Below are 20340 nucleotides of genomic sequence, written 5' to 3'. Positions count from 1 at the left end.
TAGATGCCGTGTCAAGCACGGCATGACGCAAAAAAAACTTAAGGTAGGCAAAAGATGATTACATTCCTTATCGGCATTGCCATCTTGATTGGCGGCTACTTTACATACGGAAAGTTCGTGGAGCGGGTATTCGGCCCCGACGACCGCAAGACCCCGGCCCTCGCGAACCCCGACGGCGTGGACCGTATGGTGCTTCCCCACTGGAAAAACATGCTTATCCAGCTCTTGAACATCGCAGGCATCGGCCCTGTCATCGGTGTGATTCTCGGCATCAAGTTCGGCGCCATCGTGTTTATTCTGCTCCCCATCGGAAACGTGCTTGGCGGGGCGGTCCACGATTACTTTAGCGGCATGATCAGCATGCGGAACAACGGCTACAACGTCCCCGCCCTAGCCCGCAAGTTCCTGGGCAAGGGACCATCCAAGGTGGTCATGGCCCTCATCTCCGTGGCCCTGATTCTTGTGGGGGCCGTGTTCACCAACACCCCGGCAGCCCTTATCAACACCCCCATCATTGCAGGTTCCGCCGTGTCTCCAAGCCTGTTCTGGATTGCGGTGGGCTGTATTTTTGCCTACTATTTCGCTAGCACCTTCTTCCCCATCGACAAGATTATCGGGCGAATCTACCCCCTCTTCGGCGGCTTGCTCATTCTCGCTTCTCTCGGGATCATGGTCGGCATCGCGCCCCACCTGAATATCCTTGACGAAATCAACCTGACAGACTTCGGGTCCAACTTCCACCAGCATCCGGCGGGACAGCCCATACTCCCCATGCTGTTCGTGACCATCGCCTGCGGCATCATCAGCGGTTTCCACAGCACCCAAAGCCCCATCGTGGCCCGTACCGAGATGACCGAAAAGCTCGGGCGTCAAACTTTTTACGGCATGATGATTATCGAAGGCCTCATCGGCATGATTTGGGCCGCAGGCGGCATGTTCATCTACCACCAAATGCCCGAACTCTTGACCGGAGCCTCCGGCGTGAAGGTCCTCAGCACCTTGGTCTCTACCGTCATCCCCTTCGCCCCCATTTCTATACTGGTGGTGGTGGGCGTGATTATACTTGCCATTACCAGTGGTGACACCAGCCTCCGAAGCCTCCGCCTCACCATCTCCGAACTTACAGGTATCGACCAGAAATCCGCCAAGAATCGTCTGCTTTTGACCGTTCCTATGTTTGCCATTTGTGCTATCATCATCTTCTGGAGCAACATGGACAAAGAAGGCTTCAACATCCTGTGGAACTACTTCAGCTGGAGCAACCAGCTCATGGCGGTGTGCAGCCTGTGCGTGGCGGTAGTTTACCTGCGGAGCAAAAAGAAGAACTTCTGGATTGCCCTCGTGCCCTGCATGTTCATGACCTTTATCACCTGCCATTACATCTTGTGGGTCAGCCCCGAAAACCTGAAGGGCGCTCCTTTGGGTTTTGGCCTCGACTACAAGACCGCCTTGGTGCTGGCCATTGAAAACGCAGTTATTCTTGGAGCTTTGCTGTGCACGAGGGGCAAGACCCTCACCCAGATGGAAGGTTTCGACCCCGACGTGTGGGACCCGGTCAAGGAACAAAAGTACCAGGCGAGCCACCCCGTCAAGGGTCCGGAAAACGTGAAGTTCTAAAAAAGGATGCGACATTCCGGCTGCGTTCTAACGTCATTCCGGGTAGAGCCTGCCCCGGACTTGATCCGGGGACACGGAATCTAGCCTTACATAAAAACGTAAATATTCGTTACATTACGCATTTTACCGGATTTTTTATATATATTTAGGCTTTCGTTCAACAATTCGGCCGTTCGTCAAAGCGGATAGCCGTTTTCTTTTTTTTGATTGGGTTCTGCCCGAAGGATAAAAGATGATCGATCGCAACAAGCATTTCCTTCGCCTCGCCGACTGGAGCGAGGAAAAGATTCTCGAAACCGTGGAGATTGCCTCCCGGCTCAAGAAAGAAGTCCATGCGGGCAAGATGTCCGAACGCCTACACGGCCAGAACATCGCCATGTTCTTCGAAAAGCCCTCGTTGCGCACCATCACCACCTTCCAGGTGGGCATGAACCAGTTGGGCGGCCACGCCGTGCTGCTCTCCCCCGATTCTATCGGTCTTGGAAAGCGCGAAAGCGTCAAGGACGTGGCCCGCTGCCTCAGCCGCTGGGTGAACGCCATCGTGGTCCGTTGCTTCAAGCAGCAGCTGGTAGAAGAGCTGGCCGAATACGGTAGCGTTCCTGTGGTGAACGCCCTGACCGACGACTACCACCCCTGCCAGGCCATCGCCTTTGCCCAGATGATTTGCGAAAACCTGGGCGGTTTCAAGAACGCAGACGGCAAGCCCAAGACTGTCGCCTTCATCGGCGACGGCAACAACGTGGCCAACTCCTTCTTGGCTCTTGCCTCCAAGGTAGGCATGAACTTCACGCTAGCCTGCCCGAAGGGCTTTGAACAGCCCGCCAAGGTGGTAGAAGAAGCCGAGGCCGGTCTCAAGAAGCACGGCTGCCAGTACCGCGTATTCCACGACCCCAAGGAAGCCGTCAAGGACGCCGACATCCTCTATAGCGACGTGTGGGTATCCATGGGTCAGGAAGGCGAAAAAGCCGAAAAGCAGAGCCACTTCTTGCCGTTCCAGATTAACGACGAACTCCTGAAGCTCGCGCCATCTCACTGCAAGGTGAGCCACTGCCTGCCCGCCCACCGCGGCGAAGAAATCACAGACTCTGTCATGGACAACCTGGACGTGAACATGAGCTTCGAAGAGGCGGAAAACCGCTTGCATGCTCATAAAGCAGTTCTGTGGCAGGTGATGACGCCGTTCAACGCCTAATAGCGGGAAAAGTTAAAATTGTCATGCCCGCCTTGTGCGGGCATCTCCTTTTTAAAGGAATTAAAAATGTCCTTCATTCAAGACCTAAAGAGCAAGATTATTAACGACGGTTACGAAACCACCCGCGAAGACGCCATCCGCCTTTTAAGCGAAGACCTCAAGGAACTCTGCGATGCCGCCAACGAAATCCGCGAAAAGTTTCACGGTAACGACTTCGACTTCTGTTCCATCGTGAACGCCCGAAGTGGTCGCTGTTCCGAAAACTGCAAGTACTGCGCCCAGAGCAGCTACTACCACACTGGCGCCCCCGAATACAAGCTCCTCAGCGCCGACGAAATCGTAGCCGGCGCCAAGAAGAAAGAGGCCGCAGGCATCCCCCGCTACTCCATCGTCACCTCGGGCCGAACGCTCTCTAACCGGGACGTGGAACAGATTTCCGAAGCCATCCGCCGGCTCAAGAAAGAAACCAAGCTTTCCGTCTGCCTTTCGGCGGGTCTCCTAAACAGGGAACAGTTCGACAAGCTGAAAGAAGCGGGCCTTACCCGTTTTCACAACAACCTGGAAACTTACCGCAGGCACTTTTCCGACGTTTGCACCACCCACACCTACGACGACAAGATTGCAACCCTCCAGAACGCCCTTGCCGCAGGGCTCGAAATCTGCAGCGGTGGCATTATGGGCCTCGGCGAAACCATGGAAGACCGCATCGACATGTGTCTGGACCTGCGCGCTCTCGGCGTCAAGTCCACGCCGGTGAACGTATTGAACGCCATCCCAGGCACGCCCTACGAGAACTTGCCCAAACTCACGAACGACGAGTTCTGCCGCATCGTGGCCATCTACCGCTTTATCAACCCGAAGGCATTTATCCGCCTGGCAGGTGGCCGCGGTGTCTTGGGCGACGACGGCAAGCGGGCTTTCAAAAGTGGTGCCAACGCGGCCATCACCGACGACATGCTCACCACCGCCGGCGTCAACAGTTGCAAGGATTTCGAGCTCGTAAAAGGCCTGGGGTTCGAACCCCACGGATTTCTGTAATTCTAGAACAGCGCCATCAGTTTATTGAGCATAGCGTCACAGCCAACATTCACATCGTCCCAGGTGGCCTGAAAATCCCCTGTGTACCAGGGATCCGCCACGTCGCGAGGCACTCCTGCCCATTCCATGAGCAGAGAAACCTTGCAGGGTTTCGACGACTCCCTTTCATAAATGTCGGCTGGCAGAATCCACCGCAAATTCCGCAGGTTGTTCCGGTCCATCAAAACGATGTAATCGTAGTAGTCGTAATCCCGGGCCGTCATCTGTCGTGCATATTTACCACTACAGTCTATGCCATGAGCGTTCAGCATACGCCTTGCCGGCGGATACACCGGGTTCCCAATCTCTTCGGTGCTGGTGGCCGCACTGGCCACCTCGAATCGGTCTGCAAATTTCGTTCCGGTATCGTCGGCACCCGCCCTCATTAGTTTGTTCTTCATGACAAATTCCGCCATAGGGCTCCGGCAGATGTTGCCATGACAAACGAACAGAATTCTAACCTTTTCCATACCGCAAATATAGTTTTTCCAGATAACCAGCTATTAGGAATACGTATTGGACGGTCACCTTCGTTTCTTCTATATTTACGCCAAAATTTCAGGAGATTCCAAATGGAAAAACGCACAGGTCTATTCACCAATGCCGTCATCTGGTTCGGCGTGGCCGTTTCCGTTTCCGAAATAGAGGCGGGCATCGAGATCGGCGCCGAAGCCGCTCCAGGTTCCTTATGGCTGCCTCTGGTTCTTGGGCATGTCATCGGCGGCATCTTCCTTTTCTTTGTGGGCCTTATCGGCGCCCGCATTCGCCTGAACGCCATGGAAACTACGGCTTCTGTCTATGGGTCCTACGGTTCTAAGTTTTTCGCCTCCTTGAACCTGTTCCAGCTAGTGGCCTGGATTGCCGTTCTGAACGCCCAGGGCGCTACCGTGCTAGCCGGGCTACACCTCCCCATCTCCTTCCCGCTGACCTGCGTGGTGCTGGCGGTTCTCATCGCACTCTGGGTTTTTGTGGGCCTACGCCGCTTTGCGAAGGTCACCACCGTCGTGATGGCGGTACTGACCGTTTTGCTGGTGGCCCTGACTGTTAAATTGTTCGGGACTAGCTCGATTTTTGCAGATATACCCTCTGCCTCCGGAGTAAACAGTGCCGCAGACCATAGCCTCGGTTTCTGGAGCATCTTCGAAATCTCCATGGCTCTGCCTCTTTCTTGGCTGCCCGTGATTTCGGACTACACCAAAGATGTAGAAAAGCCAGTGCGCGCCACTGCCGTTTCCGCCATCGCCTACACCGTCGCCAGTTTCTGGATGTACCTTATCGGGCTTGAAATTGCAAGCGCCGGTGTCGGAAACGATATCGCCCAGGCCATTCTCCTGGCGGGCCTTGGAATCCCCGGAATCATCATCGTGGTGCTTTCGACGGTCACCACCAACTTCCTTGCGGCAAATTCCGCAGGTGAATCGGCAAAGGCTGTCGTCCACAAACTCAATCCGAAAATCACAGGCGTTGTGGTAAGCGCCATCAGCGCCGTTCTCGCCATCTCCGGAATCATGGACCACTACATCAGTTTCCTCTACCTCATCGCTTCCGTCTTTGCACCCATGGCCGCCGTTCTTCTGGTGTCGTTCTTTTTGGACAAACAAGGACGAACCGGCAAGGCGTTCTGGCTCTGGAATCTCTTCGCCTGGCTTGCAGGCTTTGTCGTTTATCAGGTAACGGTCCATTTAGAGTCCGTGTTCCTTGGACCTACACTCATATCCGTTATCGTATCCGCCGCAATTTCCTATATTTGGGTCTTGAAAAACAAGGTTAAATCGGCGTAACCATGCCACAAAAAAAGATTGCGTTAATCAATGACATTACAGGTTTCGGACGGTGCTCCATCGCCGTCATGGCGCCTGTGGTTTCCGCCATGAAAATCCAGGCCGTTGCCGTGCCTACTGCAATCCTTTCGACCCATACGCAGTTTCCGGAATACTACTTTGACGATTACACTCCCCGCATGCGGGACTACATCGACACCTACAAGAAACTGGACATGTCCTTCGACGCCATCGCCACGGGATTTTTGGGTTCCGAAGAGCAGGTGGACATCGTCGTCGATTTTATCAAGACCTTCAAGAAAGAGGGCGTATTCACCCTGGTGGACCCGGTGATGGGCGACTATGGACGGCTTTACAAGACCTACACGCCTGCCCTCTGCAACAAGATGAAAGACCTGATCCGCCACGCAGATATCTTGACGCCCAACCTGACGGAGCTCTGCTCCCTGATGGACGTGGATTATCGGGATGGCGACTTTTCGCCTGCCGAACTGGAAGCCATGTGCCAGCAGCTGAGTTTCCAGGGACCCAAGCACATCGTGGTTACGGGAATCCACCACGGCAAACAAATCATGAACTTTGTTTTCAGCCGTGGCGAAACGCCCAAGACCATCATGGTGGACCGCATCGGAGGAGACCGGAGCGGAACCGGAGACGTGATTAGCGCCGTGATTGCGGGCATGTACCTGAACGGGCACAGTTTCTACGACTCCGTAAAGCGGGCCACCGAATTCGCCTCCAAGTGCATTTCCTATTGCGAAAAGAACAACGTGCCCACCCATTGGGGGCTTAGCGTCGAGATGTACCTTCGCGACCTGACGGAGGAGGAAAAATGATTTTATATACGGTTACCGGAAAGGTAGGACAGGCGGGCTACCTGAACCTCAAGGACAGCGGCGATTTGACCGGAAAGAATGTCTATGTGAACATCACCAACCGCTGCCCCTGTAGCTGCGTCTTTTGCCTGCGCCAGACCAAGAAGATGATGGAAGGGAACTCCCTCTGGCTCAAGGGCGGCGAGCCCAGCGTAGAGGCCGTGATGGAAGAATTCGACGCTTTTGACCTTTCCGTCATTCACGAGTTGATTTTTTGCGGTTTTGGTGAGCCTCTGGAGCGCATCGACGACGTGTGCAAGATTATCGACCAGCTGAAGGCGAAATACCCGAACCTGAAGGTCCGAGTGAACACCAACGGACTTGCAAACCTGATCCACGGGAAAGACATAACGCCCGAACTGAAAGGCCGTTTCGACACCGTCTCCATCTCATTGAACGCGCCGGACGCCGAAGAATTTTTGGTCCTTACACGGTCTAAGTTCGGCATCCAATCCTACGATGCCCTGAAGGATTTCGCCGTCAAGGCAAAGCAGTTCGTGCCGAATGTGGTCTTGACCGTCGTAGAAAAGGTCATGTCCGAAGAGAAAATCGAAATCTGCCGCAAGACCTGCGAAAAGCTGGGCGTCACCCTGAGGGTCCGCCCCTTCGAAGACTAAAATTCTCTTTTTACGAACAACCTCTTGCCGAAGGTATAGTTTTTGCCTATATTTATTCCTACCAAACACATAGGGAATATATCTTCCATACTAACCTTCTAATACCAACTCCCAACTTCCAACTCCGAATTCCGAAATCCGAAATCCGAACTACAACCATGACTCTCCAGCAGCTTCGTTACGCCATCGGCATCGCAAAGGTCGGCTCCTTCAACAAGGCAGCCGAGAACCTGTTTATTTCTCAACCATCTCTTACAGCGGCCATCCACGACCTGGAAGACGAAATCGGCATCGTCATCTTTAACCGCACCAGCCGTGGAGTTTCCCTCACCGTCGAAGGCGAAGAGTTTATCGCCCAGGCAAGCCAGCTGTACCACCACTACGAAACGGTTCTGGAGCACTACAGCGACGGCGTGCGCCAAAAGAGAAAGTTCGCCATTTCCACACAGCACTATTCCTTTGCCGTCAAGGCCTTTGTAGAAATGGTCAAAAAGTCCGACTCCGACGAATACGAGTTCGCCCTCCGGGAAACCAAGACCAAGGAAGTCATCGACGACGTGGCCACCCTCAAGAGCGAAATCGGCATCTTGTACTTGAGCGATTTCAACCGCAAGTACATCAACTACCTGTTCAAGGAAAAAGATCTGGAATTCCACCACCTGATTGACTGCAAGGCCTACGCCTACATGTGGAAAAACCACCCTCTGGCAAGCCGCAAGTCTGTAAACCTGCACGACCTTTCGGACTACCCCTGCCTCTCCTTTGAGCAGAGCGAAAGCGGCACCTACTACTTTGCCGAAGAGATTTTAAGTACAAACGAATACCACCGGACTATCAAGGCCAATGACCGTGCCACAATGTTGAACCTGATGGTGGGGCTCAACGGATACACCCTCTGTTCGGGAATTATCAGCGAAGAAATCAATGGTTCCGACTACGTGGCCGTTCCCTTCAAGGACAGCAAGGGCAAAGACGACCGCACCATGGAAATCGGATACATCGTCAAGAAGAACTTCAACATTTCCTCCATATGCCAGACCTACATCCAAGAAATGAAGGAATACCTGGCGAACTATACACCCTCGCGCCAATCCTAGGCAAGAATTTTATATATTTGAGCCACGCCAACGGCCCAGGTGGTGGAATGGTAGACACTGGGGACTTAAAATCCCTTGGGGGCAACCTCGTGCGGGTTCAAGTCCCGCCCCGGGCACTAATGGCTTTTTAGGACGCCTATGATTGAATTTTACCCCAACAGCATCTATTACCCCCGCGAGGCGGTAGAGGAAAAACTCGCCAAAGGCGAACTGAAAGAGACCGAAAGCCACCTGCTTTCTTGGACGGAACGCCACCGTGGAGAAATCTGGGACTGCGCCCGTGACGATTCCGACTCCCCCACCGACGAAATCCTGCTGGACAACCTGCGGGCCCTGCTCCTCTGCAAGGGTTCTTTGCAGCCTGCCGCCGACATGGCCGCCGTCATCAGGGAAGTCTCCAAGGAAATCTGGTACCAGAACGAAAAAGACAAAAAATCTCCGGACGAGATTGCCACCGAATGGTGGGGCAAGTACCTTACCAAATGGCGCGAAGCCCGCATGTTCGAAGCCTTCATCCTTATCGAGAAGAAGGCCGACCAGCTGCTGGCTATTCTGAAGGGATAAAGCTAGGTTCCGGCTCAAGGCCGGAATGACGTAGGAACTTTCTGGATTAAGGCAGAAATGACGCAGGCAAAGTCCTGCGTTTTTTATTTGGAGTATTTCGCTTTCCAGCGGAGGGGTATCCAGAAATCGGTCACCCCGTTTTCGCTTTTCTTGTACCGCCAAAAGTATTCGATGTGGTCCTTGAGTTTCTGCTCGAAGGCTTCGTCGTCGGCATCGGAAAAGAGAATTTCCTTGCAGGTAAAGATCCCAAGGGAATCCACCACCAGATGAAGCCCCAGGCGGATATCGTCGGCGCCCTTCTTCTTGAAATGCTCCTGACCGAGCCAGTGCAGGCCTGCGGCACGACCCTGGATGTATTTTTCCAGGGCTTCCACATCACGACCTGCGGAATTGTCCAGCACGTAGATGTCGTCCAGGTTCGGCATGTCCATGCGGCCCGTAAAGGCCCTGGACTTTTCTGGCCCTGCAACCGCCGACTCGTCCTCTTGAGACAGAGGGGCCTTGTAGGGCGTCACCTGCCAGATAAAGTCCAGCAGGCCCAGGAACACCAGGAACAGCACGATCAGTGGAAAGTTCCGTTTAATCATAACCGCCTACTCGATGGACTTGATGCAGAGTTGCAAGGAACGCCTGCCGTTGTAGTAGTTCCAGGTGGGCTCGAACACGATGGTCACCCGATGGCTCTTGCCGATGAGGGCCTTGCACTTGCGGAGCCCGAAGGCAATAGCCGAAAACGCCGGACTCCCCGCCTGGGAGACTTCCATCTGCAGGTGGCCTCCACGGAGTTCCCGCAGCCGATGGACCTTTACGTTTTCGGCCCGGAACACAGGATACGGGAAGTTCCCGCTGAAAGGTTCCATCTTGTCGAAATAGTCCAGCACCGTTGCGCCGTTCTTGTTGGTGGGGTCCACAAGGAGCTCGCCCAAGGCCACCTGGATGTCGTAATTCTGTCCGCCCGTCTCACGAGGGACTTCGCCGGTGTAGCCCTGTTCCTTCGCCGATACGAGAATGCGGCCCTGCAGTTCCTGAATCTTGCCTGCAGGGAGCGAGAATCCGGCGGCGTTGGCGTGGCCTCCCCAGCGGTCGAACAGGTCCCGAGATTCAAAGAGGGCCTTGTGCCAGTTGAAACCGGGAACGGCACGGGCACTGGCGTGCGCCATTCCTTCCATTACCGAAAGTACCGCCGTGGGGCGGTTGAATTCCTGCGCGAGTTTTGCGGACACGATCCCGATGACGCCCACATGCCAGTTCTCGCCGGCCACCAACAGCACCGGCGGAATGTTTTCGCCGTAAATGTTCTGGACCTGCTCCATGGCCATGTCGGTAATTTCTGCTTCTTTCTGCTTGCGGCGTGCGTTCCAGTCCTTCAGCTCCGAAAGGAGCGTCGGGGCGTCGGCCTTGTTTTCGCACAGCAACAGTTTTAGCGCCGGGTCGGGCCTTTCCATACGGCCGGGGGCGTTCAACAGGGGCGCAAACTTGTACATCACGTCGATGCCGCCCACAAGGCTTCCCGGCTTCTGGAGAGAATTGTACAGCGCCTGAAGTCCGGGCCATTCGCTGTTCTGCAACCGTCTGAGGCCCGCCTTGGTAAAGGCCCTGTTTTCGGGTGTCATACCCACCAGGTCTGCAAGTGTGCCGAGGGCCACCAGGTCCAGGTATTTTTCGGGAACGGGCTTGCCCAGCTTTTCGAACAGGGCGCAAATGAACTTGTAAGAAACACCCACGCCGCAAAGTTCAGGGTTCGGGTAAGTATCCCCTACCTGGTGAGGGTCCAAGAGCACGTCGCAAGGAGGCAGGCCATCTCCAGAAGGCTGGTGGTGGTCTATCACCATCACCGCCATGCCCAGTTCCTTGGCGTAGGCGATTTCACCGTTGGCGGTAATGCCCGTATCTACCGTAATCACGTTCCGTGCGCCGGACTTGAACATTTCATCTACCGCCGACATAGACAGGCCATACCCGTCGCCAAAACGGCTGGGGAGTCTCCACTCGGATTCGATGCCCGCCTCTTGCAGGCCCCTGGTCAACAGGGTTACCGAGGTCATGCCGTCCAGATCGTAGTCGCCGAAGATAAAAACCTTTTCCTTGCGCTCCCGCACATCCATAATCCACTGGATGGCCCGGTCCATTCCAAGCATCAGCCAAGGCGAAAGCACGTCGTCTGCGCTTCCGGCCATGAGCTTCTGCACCTCGCCCACGGACTTGTACCCGCGGGACACCAGGAATCTCGCCACCAGATGGGGGATTCCCAGTTCCATAGAAAGGGTCGATGCCACCAGGTCTTCGGTCATTTATATCCTTCAAAGAGCTTGATGGCCAGGGCCTGCAGGCACATGGTTTCCGTGGACCTGCGGGTAGCAATACGTGACATGGTTTCCTGCACGTCTTTCAATGCCATTTCCAGGGCATCTACGTTTACCCTCGGGAAATTTTCCAGATGGACGCGACCGGTGGTGTCCGGTATCCGCAGGGGTGCTCCGGACTTTGCACGCAACAGGTCCGAAATCAAGAAGCCCAGCACGTCCAGAAAACGGTTCGCCTCCAGGGGATCTTCAAAATCCGCTTCTTTCAGGGCGGCAAACAAATCGCCGTAATCCCCACGAAGGCTCATCAGCAAAAAGTCCACCGCCATGGCGCACCAGCGGGCCCCGTGTTCCACGTAGTAGAGGGCCTTGCCTGGAGAGCCTACCGCAAGCCCCACCACATCGTCAGTGACGCTATCCTCGTCGGCGTCGTCTCCCAACATACGGAGGGTTTCTTCGCGAACCTCCCTGTCGCTGAGGGGCAGCAAGTGCAGCGCCAAGCAGCGGGAACGGATGGTCTGCAAAAGTTTTTCGCGGGAACTGGTGGTCAAAATAAAGTAGGTGTCCGGCGGAACCTCTTCCAACGTCTTCAAGAAGGCGTTGGCCGCAGAGTCGTTCATGCGGTCTGCCTCGGCCACGATAATCACGCGGACACGGTCCCCTTTCAGGGCGAACGCGCCTGTCATGGAGCGGATCAGTTCCACCGAAATTTCGGCGGCAGCATTGAAAATGTCAATGCGGTAAGGATTCTTGAATATCTCGGAAATGTAGGCCAGCTTGTAGTCCTGCACCGTCTTGGCAGTACTGCCGGCAGAAACGTCGGCGGCACTCCTGGCGTGGGCCTCCTTGGACTCCATGGGCACCACCCAACCGTCGGTGACGCCTGCGTCCATGGCCAGCTTGCAGCCGAAACATTTTCCGCAGGGGCGCATTTCCTTGTTCTCGCACTGCAGGGCCTTGGATATTTCCATAGCCAGGGCCTTCTTGCCGATTCCTGCAGGGCCGTCAATCAAGATGGCCTGAGGGAAACGGTTCTCCCGCAGAGCCGACATGAGCCGAATCCGCTGGCGCTCTTGAGAAGCTGGACCATTTAGCCTGTACTCTATCATTTTTCCTTCAACCACTGTAGGGGATCCACGGTCTGGGTCCCTTCGCTAACTTGGAAATACAATTTAATTCCATTTAAGGACGCAATATCGCCTACTTCGCCAATTTCTTCGCATTTCTGCACCTCTTTGCCCTCCTGGACGCGAATCGAACGGAGGTGCCCGTAAACGGAGTAGGTTCCGCCTTCGTGTTCGATAATTACCGACGGACCACGGCCGTCGATTTCGGAGACCATTACCACCGTACCGGGAGCGGCGGCCTTTACCATCTTGCCTCGCTTGCCCCGTATTTCGATACCCAGGTTACGAGTCGCGATATGGAGCACGGGGTGTTCCTGCAGGCCGTAACGGCTGATGACTTCGCCTTCCAGCGGCATACACTTGGGGCCCTTGAGAGTGGTGGTCACCGTGGGCTTCGGTTTTTCCACCACTTTCTCTTTCGCCTTTTTCTTCTTTTCCTTGGCCTTCTTCGCCTTGCGTTCCGCTTCGGCCTTCTTGGCGGCAGCCAGCTCCTTCTTGCGCTTCTCTTCCAACTTCTTGATCAACGCAAGCATGGTCTTCTGGTTCCGTTCGAATTCTTCCAGGGCACGGCGCTGCATGGCCTTGTCGTGCTTCAACGAAAGGAGCATTTTCTCTTGCCCGCTCATCTGGGTCACCAGGCCCCTTTCTTCGGCATTCTTCTTGTGGCGTAACTGGGAAAGCTCTTGCAGGTGGCTAATCTCCTGCTTTTTCTTTTCGTCGCGTTCCCGCATGAGCCTAAGCAGGGTGTTCACCTGTTCCTGGTCCTGATAAAGCAGATGATGGACCCAGTAAACCTGCCGCTCCGGGTTCCCCTTTTGGGTCAGCAGGCCGTACAGGACTTCGGCTTCGCTGCTCCGGCCTTTTTCGTACAGGGTCCGGATGCGTTTACGCATGACTTCCTTGCGTTCCCGGATTTGCCGGTCCAGAGAATCCAGGTCTCGGGAAAGTTGCCGCACCGCCCCCTGCACCAGGATTTCACTCTTGGAAAGTTCCTGGATGTAGGTCCGGGTCTGGTTCAAGTTCTGGTCCAAAAGGGAGATGGTGTTGAGCACGCCCTTTTCTTCGGTTTCCAGCAAGGCCAGTTCCTTGCGTTTCTTGGCCAGGTCCGTCTCCAATTTCTTGAGGGCCGTGCGCTGTTCCTTGATTTGGGCATCGGTCTTTTTAGGCGCTCCGAAAGAGAGCCCTATCAAAAGACACAAGATGATGGAAAGAATCCGCATCTTATTCCTGCTCAAAATTCTTCACCGTCAAGAACCTGCGCACCGTCCTGTAGCTGAAGTAGGCCGAAAGGACCGTCACCAGCGCCACCACGCCTGCAAGCATGAGCCCAAGACCGCTCCTGTTGTTTGCCACCACGGGAATCGCGTTTCCGATAGCGTTTACAAGAACCGCCAAGAGGGTTACCGCAAGGCCACTACCCACAAGTCCAAGAATCAGGCCTTCCAGCACAAAGGGGAACTCGATAAAGAAGGGGCTCCCGCCGGTGTATTTCATGTTTTCTACCAAAAGTTGCCTGGAGAAAAGGGACAGCCGCACCGAATTGCAGATAATCAAAGAAAGGGTGGCAAGCAACAGCACGCTCAGGCACAGGGGCCAGAACACCATCTTGAATTTCCACTTGGCAATGCGTTCCGCCCATTCGATGGGGGCCTGGACTTCTTCGAAATAGCCCTTGCGGAAAAGTTCCGTACGGGCTTCCATCAGGTCCACCGGGTTGTGGGCTTCCTCTTTCAGTTTCACCCGGAAAAACGGCGGAAGGGGGTTACCTTCTACCAGGTCCAGCATCTCTCCCGAAAAATGCCTGCGGAAATCCGCCAAGGCCGAATCGGCACTCACGTATTCGACGGATTCCACCCGCTTGGTATGGAGCAGGTTTTCCGAGATGGCCTTGATGGAGTCGGCACTCACCGTCTTGGGCAAGAACGCCTCCACCGTATAGAGGGCCTTCTCCGCCGAAAGAAGCTTCACCACGCCCCCGAAGGAGGTCAGGGAGCCCGCCAGCAAGACAGAACACAGAAAGATGGTCACCAGGGACGGCAACACCACGGTGCGGTGCTGTTTCAGCCCCCGAAAAGATTCAGATATTAAGTAGCCTAATTGTCCTAGCACCGCCCGAATATAATTAAATTTGCTAGTGTTTATCACGGTACTGCTATGAATAATATCGGATTGAAGATAATGGCCTTCCTGTTCGGAATCGCCTTCTGGTTTTTTGTCATGTCCACCAAGGACTTTCAAATCACCATGGAGGTTCCCGTCAAGCTGGTCCGGTTGCCCGAACTCCTGGCAGTAGCCTCCAAGCCGCCCCACACCTTGCCCATTACCGTCAAGGGTCCGGCCTTTGACCTTATCCGCATGCGCTGGAACTACATGAACAAGGATTCCAACGCGGTCTCTATCGTCATCGACCTGCAAGAGGCGGAACTGGGCGCCACCCGCAAGCACATCGGGTCCAAAAATTTTTCGGCACCGAATTTTCCTAACGTGGAGTTCGTAGAACCGTCGAACCAGCTCCTGTTTTTGGACCTGGAACTTGACACCCGCATCGAGAGGAACATTCCCGTCAAGTCCAACGTGACCTTCGACCCGGCGCCCGGCTACATCATGACGGACGTTCCGAAAATCACCCCCGAGCAGATTCGCGTATCCGGCGCAAGAGACGCCCTGACCCGCATCTTCGAAATCCCCACGGATTCCGTGCGGTTCGACAGCCTCACCGCCAACGACAATTTCAAGGTAGCCCTGAACCTGGAAACATTCCCCGCCTACGTGACGCCCAGCGATTCCAGCGTCATCATGAACATCGACATCCAGAAGCTGGAAAGCAAGACATTCCAGAAAATTCCGGTACATCTCATTGGGCGTTACAACAAAGACGAAGCAAAGCTCTCTCCCGACACGGTATCCATCAAGATTACCGGCGGCCAGAACGTGCTGGATTCCATCACGTCCCAGAACCTTCAGCTCTTTGTAGAAATCAACCGTTTTGCTATCGAAGACGTAGATAGCCTCGCGCCTACGGTCAAGATGAACCTGCCTTCTTCCGTGAACCGGGAAATGTCCATCAAGGGCTACGAGCTTGTGCCCGACAAGGTGAAACTGGTCAAGACCGAAGTCGCCGCAGCGCCTGTGGATTCCCTAGGAGAAGAGGAATAATGCTCTGGCTCGGCATCGAATCCAGCTGTGACGAAACCGCCTGCGCCGTGCTGCAAGACGAACCCCTGAAGGTCCTTTCTAACCCGCTCTACAGCCAGATTGATGAACACGCCCTCTACGGCGGTGTCGTTCCCGAAATTGCCGCTCGGGCCCACCTGCAAAAGATTGCACCCATCGCCGAAGCCGCCGTCAAGGAAGCAGGCATCAAACTCACCGATATCGACGCCATCGCCTACACCACGGGACCGGGGCTCATGGGGCCCTTGCTGGTGGGTGCAAGCTTTGCCAAAGGCCTTGCCCGGGACTTGAACATCCCTGCCTACGGCATGAACCACCTGGAAGGCCACCTGGCCGCCGCCTGGCTTTCGAACCCCGACATCGAACCGCCTTTCTTGACGCTGACCGTTTCGGGCGGACATACGGAACTGGTACTGGAAGAACCTGGATTCAAGTACACCAGCATCGGACGCACCCGGGACGACGCCGCGGGCGAAGCCTTCGACAAGTGCGGAAAGCTCATCGGGCTCAAGTACCCGGCAGGTGCCACCATCAGCAAGCTTGGGCAAAACGGAAACCGAAAGTTCGTAGAATTCCCCCGAGCGCTCCACACCCACGACAGCTGCGAGTTTTCTTTCAGCGGGCTCAAGACCGCAGTTCTCCGCTACACCGAAACTCACGACCCCGAATACATCCAGAAAAACCTGGGCGATATCTGCGCCTCCCTGGAAGACGCCATCGTGGATAGCCTTGTCACCAAGACCATCAACGCCCTCAAGAAGACCAAGATGAAAACCCTGGTCATGGGAGGCGGCGTAAGCGCCAACGCCTGGCTCCGCACGAGACTCCTGGATTATTGCCAAAAACACGGCGTGCGTTTCTGCATTCCGGACCGCAGCCTCAGTACCGACAACGGCGCCATGATTGCCGCCGCGGCCATCCGCCGTCAAAAACAGGGAATGCTCAAGTCGATAGATGTGGTGAAACCCTGGATGCCGCTAGCTATCTAGCGGTCATTTCTTCCGCGATTCCTTTTCACCACTTTTCAGCGGAAACGCGAACTTGCCGAACAGCACGCAACCGGGCGAACCGGGGTCGCATTCCTTTTTTCGCTTGTCGCAAAAGGTATTCCGCAAGTATTTGCATTCGTAGCTCATCTACCAAATGATAATAAAAATGAAAAGCTATATTTGGGGAGTATTCAGTTATGAGTTATCACTCAAAACTCAAAACTCCCTTTATGGAGATCGTCATTATGGAACAAGAAAATCTCGAAAACGAACAGGAGACAATCCTTGACGAAACTCCACAAGAAGTGGGTTTTGAAGATTTGGGCCTTGCTCCCGAAATTCTAGAAGCCGTCAAGGCCGCAGGTTACGAAACTCCCTCCCCCATCCAGGCAAAGGCCATTCCCGCCTTGCTGCAGGGCAAGAACCTGCTGGGTACGGCACAGACCGGCACCGGCAAGACCGCAGCGTTTGCACTCCCGCTGCTTTCCCGCATAGAGTTCAACGGCAAGGATACCTCCCTGCTGGTGCTGACACCTACGCGGGAACTTTCTATCCAGGTGGCCGAAGCAATCCAGCAATATGCCATGAAGCTTCCGAAGATCCACGTGGTTCCCGTCTATGGTGGACAAGACATTGCGGTGCAGTTCAAGGCTTTAAAGCGGGCCGCCAACGTCATCGTGGCAACGCCGGGCCGGCTCATCGACCACCTCAAGCGGGGTTCGATTGTCCTGGACAAGGTCCAGGCGGTTGTCCTAGACGAGGCCGACGAAATGCTGGACATGGGATTCATGGAAGATGTCGAAACCATCCTGAGCAAGATTCCCAAAAACGCCCAGCGGGCGCTTTTCAGCGCCACCATGCCCAAAGAAGTCATCGAGATTATCGACGAACACCTGGGCGAATACAGCGAAGCCCGTATCGAGGGCAAGACCACCACGGTGGAAAATATCCGCCAGCGCTTTTTGCTGGTCAAGAGCCACGACAAGATGGAAGCCCTTGCCCGGGTCATCGAAGGCGAAGATTTCGACGGCATGCTCATCTTTGTGCGGACCAAGCAGGCCACCTCCGAAGTTTCGGAACGGCTAGAAGCCCGAGGTTTCAATGTAGCCCCTCTGAGCGGCGACCTGGCGCAAACTCTCAGGGAGCGGACCATCAACCGTCTCAAGATGGGAAAGCTGGACATCGTGGTGGCCACAGACGTCGCGGCCCGCGGAATCGACGTGGACCGCATTACCCACGTGGTGAACTACGACATTCCCTACGACACGGAATCCTACGTGCACCGTATCGGCCGTACCGGCCGCGCGGGCCGCAGCGGAAACGCCATATTGTTCATCACTCCTAGGGAACGGCGCCTGCTCAAGACCATCGAAAAGGCCACCCGCCAGTCCATCGAGGCCATGGCCCTCCCCAGCGCCGAACAGATCAGCGCAAAGCGCGTCGCCAATTTCCAAAAAAAGATTCAAGACAAACTAACAAATGCAAACCTCGACAAGTTCCGAGAAATCCTCATGAAGATGACGGTGGAACTGGGAACAAATGTCGAAGACATCGCCGCAGCCGCCCTCTGCATGGCCCAAGAACGGGAACCGCTGTTCCCCAAGATGGAACAGCTCTCTACCCCGAAGGTCCGGGACAACGGCGACCGGGACGACATGCCGGAAAAGCCCCGCAAGGAACGCAAGGAAGGCGCCAACGGTGTAGAAGAAGGCTACCTTCGTTACTACCTGGCGGTGGGTCGCAGGGACCACGTGTCCCCTCGGGACATCGTAGGCGCCATCGCCGGCGAGGCCGACATCAGCAGCGCCATCATCGGGCGTATCAAGCTCTTTGACAAGTTCAGCACCGTAGAACTTCCGGACAATACCGACCAGAGCGTGCTGGACATTCTCTCCGAAATGACCATCCGGGGTAACGACGCCAAGTTCCGGCTCATGACCGACGACGCGCCGCCGCCAAGGGAACGCAAGAGCTTCAAGAGCAAAAAAGATTTCGGCAAGAAGCCGAAGGGCAAAGAGAAGCCCTTCCGGGAATTTCACGGCGACAAGCCCTTCCGCAAAACTAGGCGTTTTGGACGACATTAAGCGACCGTTCGGTCTTCTTCTATAGTCAATTCCCTCCGGAACGACCTCACTCTCGCAACCGCCCCTAGTCAATACTAGGGGCTTGTTGCTCACAAGCGACCGTTCGATTTTCTTCGGTCGCTCAGTCCCTTACTAATCCGTTCGCCTTATAGTAAGGCACGTCCTTCAGCACCTCTTCGATCCAGGACTGCTTCAGCGGGTTGTTCCGCCATTCCTCGTGAAGGCTTCCCCGCTCCTTGGGGTACATCTGGGCCACGGCATCTTCGACCGTCTTTTCTTGCGACAGAGCCGCCGCAAGCTCCGACGCGGCCGTATAGACCTGCGAAAGCCCTTCCGATTCCAGATTGAAATTCGTCGTGTGGCGGATAACCGCCATCAACAATGCAGGGTCCACGTTTTCCCTGATGGACGCCTCCATCACAGGAAGACCGCACAGCTGTTCCGTGCTCCAGGGCGCACCCTTATAGACCAGCTCCAGCCGGTGATTCTCCCCTCTGGAATCAATCTTCACCAAATAGCGGGCCCCCAGCCGTTGCTGCACTTTTTTCACTATACGGATTCCGCGGTTCTTGAACTGCTTGTAACCATCAAAAGAAATCCACAGAGTATCGTCCAGCCGCACAAGCCTCGGAGTCGTTGGCCGCTGCACCTCTTCGTTATAGATTTTCAGCAGGGCGGGCAGGCCGTAGGCAAGCTCCGGCGTCGGGCTTGTCAAATCGCAAACAGAATCGATGACGATAGCCTTTTCACTACCCAGGTTTTCTACCATGGTCCTGGAATAATCCCTGAACACCAGCCTGGAATCTTGCCCGCTTTCGGCCACGTCGTGAGGGTACAGCGCATAGGCCGCCACAATCAACGCCAAAAAAACGGCGAAGGCAAGCAGAGCCAAACGCACCTTGCGGTGGTGCCAAAGCAACTTCGCCCACGCCCTGCCCTTTGGAGTATGCCCCAGGTACAAGACAAGGAAAGCCGAAATGGCAATCCAAATAATCGCTATCACCAACAGTGCCACGCTATCCAATATAATTTCTAATTTGGGGGCATGCTGAATTCACTTGAAAATATCGTCATCATCGGGGACAGAATCCTCATCAAGCCACTAGAGGCATCCAACAAGACCGGCAGCGGGCTCTACCTGCCACCCAGTGTCAAGGAGCGAGACGCCGTGCATACGGGGCTGGTGGTCAAGGTGGGGCCGGGGTATCCGATTCCCGCCTCCAAGGATCCCGACGATTTGTTCAAGAACGAATCCCAGGACCCCATAAGCTACGTGCCCCTGCAGGTCAAGGAAGGGGACGAGGCCCTGTACCTCCACGCCGGCGGCTACGAAATCGAAATCAACGACGAACGCTATGTCGTCGTGGGTCAAAACGCCATTTTGCTAGTGCTGCGGAACGAAATTCCCGACAGCGTGGACAACCTGTAAGCAGGGGCGCAATAACTAAGTGCCCTGGCTTGCCAGCAGGTCGTGGGCTTCCTTGATTTTTCCGAGAACCACCTTGGTAGAATCAAACAGGGCGGTAACCTGGTCCTGCAATTCCGTAAAGAATTCCTTGTTGCAGAACAGGCCTTCCTTGGAACTCTTGATATTTGCAAAGACCGCCTTGAGGGCCTGCAAAGTCTTGGTCTCTTTTTCCGCCACCGTCTGGATTTCCTGACGGATTTCGGCCAATTCTGTCTTTTTCCTTTCCGCAATCTCCGGGTCGTTTTCCTTGAGAATGTGGGTGGGCAGCACGCCGTAATCTTCGTACTTTTCGTTGGGCGAAATGGTATTGTTCCTCGCCACCATAGTGCGGATTCCCGTTGATTTCACCGAAGACGCCACCGAGATGGTGCAGTT

Annotated in this window: 21 protein-coding genes and 1 tRNA gene; 13 read left to right on the top strand and 9 right to left on the bottom strand. The window is 55.1% G+C overall.

What is annotated here, in order from left to right; genetic code table 11:
- The first annotated feature begins 54 nt into the window (after nt 1-54).
- The 3 genes from IKB43_11615 (at nt 55) to bioB (ending at nt 3847) form a co-directional block, all read left to right on the top strand.
- Nucleotides 55-1617, top strand: coding sequence for a carbon starvation protein A (locus IKB43_11615; GenBank protein ID MBR2470774.1), 1563 nt, complete (start codon nt 55-57; stop codon nt 1615-1617).
- A 232-nt stretch (nt 1618-1849) separates the two neighbouring features.
- Complete coding sequence (gene argF, locus IKB43_11610) at nt 1850-2809, top strand: ornithine carbamoyltransferase (protein MBR2470773.1); 960 nt, start codon at nt 1850-1852, stop codon at nt 2807-2809.
- Between the two features lie 66 nt (nt 2810-2875).
- Nucleotides 2876-3847 (top strand): biotin synthase BioB, encoded by a 972-nt coding sequence (bioB, locus tag IKB43_11605; GenBank protein MBR2470772.1) that lies wholly within the window; start codon nt 2876-2878, stop codon nt 3845-3847.
- 2 nt (nt 3848-3849) lie between these two features.
- Here the strand turns inward: bioB and IKB43_11600 are convergent, their stop codons facing one another.
- On the bottom strand, nt 3850-4356 hold the full coding sequence (locus IKB43_11600; GenBank protein MBR2470771.1) for a low molecular weight phosphotyrosine protein phosphatase: 507 nt from the start codon (nt 4354-4356) through the stop codon (nt 3850-3852).
- 102 nt (nt 4357-4458) lie between these two features.
- Here IKB43_11600 and IKB43_11595 point away from each other — a divergent pair, with 102 nt between their 5' ends.
- From IKB43_11595 to IKB43_11570, 6 genes are all read left to right on the top strand, one after another.
- Complete coding sequence (locus IKB43_11595; protein ID MBR2470770.1) at nt 4459-5667, top strand: cytosine permease; 1209 nt, start codon at nt 4459-4461, stop codon at nt 5665-5667.
- 2 nt (nt 5668-5669) lie between these two features.
- Entirely contained in the window at nt 5670-6503 is an 834-nt protein-coding gene (locus IKB43_11590; GenBank protein MBR2470769.1) for a pyridoxamine kinase, read from the top strand.
- Nucleotides 6500-7159, top strand: a complete 660-nt coding sequence (locus tag IKB43_11585; GenBank protein ID MBR2470768.1) for a TatD family nuclease-associated radical SAM protein — start codon at nt 6500-6502, stop codon at nt 7157-7159. The genes IKB43_11590 and IKB43_11585 overlap by 4 nt, the downstream gene beginning before the upstream one ends.
- A gap of 158 nt (nt 7160-7317) precedes the next feature.
- On the top strand, nt 7318-8256 hold the full coding sequence (locus IKB43_11580; protein MBR2470767.1) for a LysR family transcriptional regulator: 939 nt from the start codon (nt 7318-7320) through the stop codon (nt 8254-8256).
- A gap of 33 nt (nt 8257-8289) precedes the next feature.
- Nucleotides 8290-8372, top strand: a tRNA-Leu gene (locus tag IKB43_11575).
- Nucleotides 8373-8394: 22 nt separating this feature from the next.
- Nucleotides 8395-8820: a hypothetical protein gene (locus tag IKB43_11570; GenBank protein MBR2470766.1), complete on the top strand. Its 426-nt coding sequence runs from the start codon at nt 8395-8397 to the stop codon at nt 8818-8820.
- 83 nt (nt 8821-8903) lie between these two features.
- On the opposite strand, the gene IKB43_11565 is transcribed toward IKB43_11570, so the two are convergent.
- The 5 genes from IKB43_11565 to IKB43_11545 are packed head-to-tail and all read right to left on the bottom strand — an operon-like array spanning nt 8904 to nt 14359.
- Nucleotides 8904-9407, bottom strand: coding sequence for a hypothetical protein (locus IKB43_11565; GenBank protein MBR2470765.1), 504 nt, complete (start codon nt 9405-9407; stop codon nt 8904-8906).
- 6 nt (nt 9408-9413) lie between these two features.
- Nucleotides 9414-11111 (bottom strand): single-stranded-DNA-specific exonuclease RecJ, encoded by a 1698-nt coding sequence (recJ, locus tag IKB43_11560; GenBank protein MBR2470764.1) that lies wholly within the window; start codon nt 11109-11111, stop codon nt 9414-9416.
- Nucleotides 11108-12232, bottom strand: a complete 1125-nt coding sequence (locus IKB43_11555) for an AAA family ATPase (protein ID MBR2470763.1) — start codon at nt 12230-12232, stop codon at nt 11108-11110. Before IKB43_11555 ends, recJ begins: the two co-directional genes overlap by 4 nt.
- On the bottom strand, nt 12229-13470 hold the full coding sequence (locus tag IKB43_11550; protein MBR2470762.1) for a peptidoglycan DD-metalloendopeptidase family protein: 1242 nt from the start codon (nt 13468-13470) through the stop codon (nt 12229-12231). Before IKB43_11550 ends, IKB43_11555 begins: the two co-directional genes overlap by 4 nt.
- Nucleotide 13471: 1 nt before the next feature.
- Nucleotides 13472-14359, bottom strand: a complete 888-nt coding sequence (locus IKB43_11545; protein MBR2470761.1) for a permease-like cell division protein FtsX — start codon at nt 14357-14359, stop codon at nt 13472-13474.
- A 45-nt stretch (nt 14360-14404) separates the two neighbouring features.
- Between IKB43_11545 and IKB43_11540 the strand changes: the two genes are divergently transcribed.
- Nucleotides 14405-15406, top strand: coding sequence for a hypothetical protein (locus IKB43_11540; protein ID MBR2470760.1), 1002 nt, complete (start codon nt 14405-14407; stop codon nt 15404-15406).
- Nucleotides 15406-16413: a tRNA (adenosine(37)-N6)-threonylcarbamoyltransferase complex transferase subunit TsaD gene (tsaD, locus tag IKB43_11535; GenBank protein MBR2470759.1), complete on the top strand. Its 1008-nt coding sequence runs from the start codon at nt 15406-15408 to the stop codon at nt 16411-16413. The genes IKB43_11540 and tsaD overlap by 1 nt, the downstream gene beginning before the upstream one ends.
- Before the next feature lie 3 nt (nt 16414-16416).
- On the opposite strand, the gene IKB43_11530 is transcribed toward tsaD, so the two are convergent.
- Nucleotides 16417-16560, bottom strand: a complete 144-nt coding sequence (locus IKB43_11530) for a hypothetical protein (GenBank protein MBR2470758.1) — start codon at nt 16558-16560, stop codon at nt 16417-16419.
- 50 nt (nt 16561-16610) lie between these two features.
- Here IKB43_11530 and IKB43_11525 point away from each other — a divergent pair, with 50 nt between their 5' ends.
- On the top strand, nt 16611-18497 hold the full coding sequence (locus tag IKB43_11525) for a DEAD/DEAH box helicase (protein ID MBR2470757.1): 1887 nt from the start codon (nt 16611-16613) through the stop codon (nt 18495-18497).
- 121 nt (nt 18498-18618) lie between these two features.
- On the opposite strand, the gene IKB43_11520 is transcribed toward IKB43_11525, so the two are convergent.
- Entirely contained in the window at nt 18619-19512 is an 894-nt protein-coding gene (locus tag IKB43_11520) for a hypothetical protein (GenBank protein MBR2470756.1), read from the bottom strand.
- A gap of 30 nt (nt 19513-19542) precedes the next feature.
- On the opposite strand from IKB43_11520, the gene IKB43_11515 reads away from it, so the two are divergent.
- Nucleotides 19543-19926: a co-chaperone GroES gene (locus tag IKB43_11515; GenBank protein ID MBR2470755.1), complete on the top strand. Its 384-nt coding sequence runs from the start codon at nt 19543-19545 to the stop codon at nt 19924-19926.
- 15 nt (nt 19927-19941) lie between these two features.
- Here IKB43_11515 and IKB43_11510 read toward each other — a convergent pair.
- Nucleotides 19942-20340 (bottom strand): hypothetical protein (locus IKB43_11510; protein MBR2470754.1); only part of this gene is annotated, 399 nt, incomplete at its 5' end.

The organism is Fibrobacter sp. (genome assembly GCA_017503015.1).
Classification (GTDB): Bacteria; Fibrobacterota; Fibrobacteria; order Fibrobacterales; family Fibrobacteraceae; genus Fibrobacter.
This window is presented reverse-complemented; position numbering and strand designations above follow the sequence as displayed.

Bases quoted from the DNA above. Each gene is read 5' to 3' on its own strand.
- IKB43_11615 (MBR2470774.1), top strand. From the start codon at position 55: ATGATTACATTCCTTATCGGCATTGCCATCTTGATTGGCGGCTACTTT.
- argF (MBR2470773.1), top strand. From the start codon at position 1,850: ATGATCGATCGCAACAAGCATTTCCTTCGCCTCGCCGACTGGAGCGAG.
- bioB (MBR2470772.1), top strand. From the start codon at position 2,876: ATGTCCTTCATTCAAGACCTAAAGAGCAAGATTATTAACGACGGTTAC.
- IKB43_11600 (MBR2470771.1), bottom strand. From the start codon at position 4,356: ATGGAAAAGGTTAGAATTCTGTTCGTTTGTCATGGCAACATCTGCCGG.
- IKB43_11595 (MBR2470770.1), top strand. From the start codon at position 4,459: ATGGAAAAACGCACAGGTCTATTCACCAATGCCGTCATCTGGTTCGGC.
- IKB43_11590 (MBR2470769.1), top strand. From the start codon at position 5,670: ATGCCACAAAAAAAGATTGCGTTAATCAATGACATTACAGGTTTCGGA.
- IKB43_11585 (MBR2470768.1), top strand. From the start codon at position 6,500: ATGATTTTATATACGGTTACCGGAAAGGTAGGACAGGCGGGCTACCTG.
- IKB43_11580 (MBR2470767.1), top strand. From the start codon at position 7,318: ATGACTCTCCAGCAGCTTCGTTACGCCATCGGCATCGCAAAGGTCGGC.
- IKB43_11570 (MBR2470766.1), top strand. From the start codon at position 8,395: ATGATTGAATTTTACCCCAACAGCATCTATTACCCCCGCGAGGCGGTA.
- IKB43_11565 (MBR2470765.1), bottom strand. From the start codon at position 9,407: ATGATTAAACGGAACTTTCCACTGATCGTGCTGTTCCTGGTGTTCCTG.
- recJ (MBR2470764.1), bottom strand. From the start codon at position 11,111: ATGACCGAAGACCTGGTGGCATCGACCCTTTCTATGGAACTGGGAATC.
- IKB43_11555 (MBR2470763.1), bottom strand. From the start codon at position 12,232: ATGATAGAGTACAGGCTAAATGGTCCAGCTTCTCAAGAGCGCCAGCGG.
- IKB43_11550 (MBR2470762.1), bottom strand. From the start codon at position 13,470: ATGCGGATTCTTTCCATCATCTTGTGTCTTTTGATAGGGCTCTCTTTC.
- IKB43_11540 (MBR2470760.1), top strand. From the start codon at position 14,405: ATGAATAATATCGGATTGAAGATAATGGCCTTCCTGTTCGGAATCGCC.
- tsaD (MBR2470759.1), top strand. From the start codon at position 15,406: ATGCTCTGGCTCGGCATCGAATCCAGCTGTGACGAAACCGCCTGCGCC.
- IKB43_11530 (MBR2470758.1), bottom strand. From the start codon at position 16,560: ATGAGCTACGAATGCAAATACTTGCGGAATACCTTTTGCGACAAGCGA.
- IKB43_11525 (MBR2470757.1), top strand. From the start codon at position 16,611: ATGAGTTATCACTCAAAACTCAAAACTCCCTTTATGGAGATCGTCATT.
- IKB43_11515 (MBR2470755.1), top strand. From the start codon at position 19,543: ATGCTGAATTCACTTGAAAATATCGTCATCATCGGGGACAGAATCCTC.